Consider the following 1,063-nt stretch of genomic DNA (forward strand, 5'->3'; position numbering starts at 1 on the left):
CATGCCATTTCCGATGCCACGTTTTACACCTGGCGTAAGAAGTATGGCGGTATGGAGGTGCCTGAAGTTAAGCGCCTGAAGTCGCTTGAGGAAGAGAACGCCAGACTCAAGAAGCTGCTTGCCGAAGCCATGCTGGATAAAGAGGCGCTTCAGGTGGCTCTTGGGCGAAAGTACTGACGACAGACCAGAAGCGGGAAGCCGTGATGTTGATGTGTGATGCGACCGGTCTGTCGCAACGTCGTGCCTGCAGGCTTACAGGTTTATCCCTGTCGACCTGCCGCTATGAGGCTCACCGTCCGGCTGCTGATGCGCATTTATCAGGGCGCATCACTGAGCTGGCACTGGAGCGCAGGCGTTTTGGCTACCGTCGTATTTGGCAGTTGCTGCGCCGTGAAGGGCTTCATGTTAATCATAAGCGCGTGTACCGGCTTTATCACCTCAGTGGCCTGGGCGTAAAACGCAGAAGACGTCGTAAAGGGCTGGCAACAGAACGTCTGCCGCTGCTCCGTCCGGCGGCGCCCAATCTGACCTGGTCGATGGATTTCGTCATGGACGCACTTTCCACCGGTCGCAGGATCAAGTGTCTTACCTGCGTCGATGATTTCACAAAGGAATGCCTGACGGTCACTGTTGCCTTTGGGATTTCAGGCGTTCAGGTCACGCGTATTCTGGACAGCATTGCACTGTTTCGAGGCTATCCGGCGACGATAAGAACTGACCAGGGGCCGGAGTTCACTTGCCGTGCACTGGATCAATGGGCCTTTGAGCATGGTGTTGAGTTGCGCTTAATCCAGCCGGGCAAGCCAACGCAGAACGGATTTATTGAGAGCTTTAACGGACGATTTCGCGATGAATGTTTGAATGAGCACTGGTTCAGCGATATCGTTCATGCCAGGAAAATTATTAATGACTGGCGGCAGGATTATAACGAATGCCGCCCGCACTCCACGCTGAATTATCAGACACCGTCTGAATTTGCAGCGGGCTGGAGAAAGGGTCATTCTGAGAATGAAGATTCCGACGTTACTAACTGAGTGTTGTATCTAATCGTGGGGGCAGGTCA

Annotated in this window: 1 protein-coding gene; it reads left to right on the plus strand. The window is 53.7% G+C overall.

Going from position 1 to position 1,063, the window contains the following annotated elements; translation table 11 throughout:
- Positions 1 to 1,034 (plus strand): IS3-like element ISSen4 family transposase gene (locus HX884_RS26600; RefSeq protein ID WP_178329045.1). Its coding sequence is split into 2 segments (ribosomal slippage), with 1,035 coding nucleotides annotated over them: positions 1 to 172 and positions 172 to 1,034; the frame shifts between segments, so codons are not numbered across the junction. This gene is flagged as partial in the annotation.
- Positions 1,035 to 1,063: the final 29 nt, after the last annotated feature.

It is taken from the genome of Enterobacter sp. SECR19-1250 (assembly GCF_013391025.1).
Taxonomy (GTDB): Bacteria; Pseudomonadota; Gammaproteobacteria; order Enterobacterales; family Enterobacteriaceae; genus Enterobacter; species Enterobacter cloacae.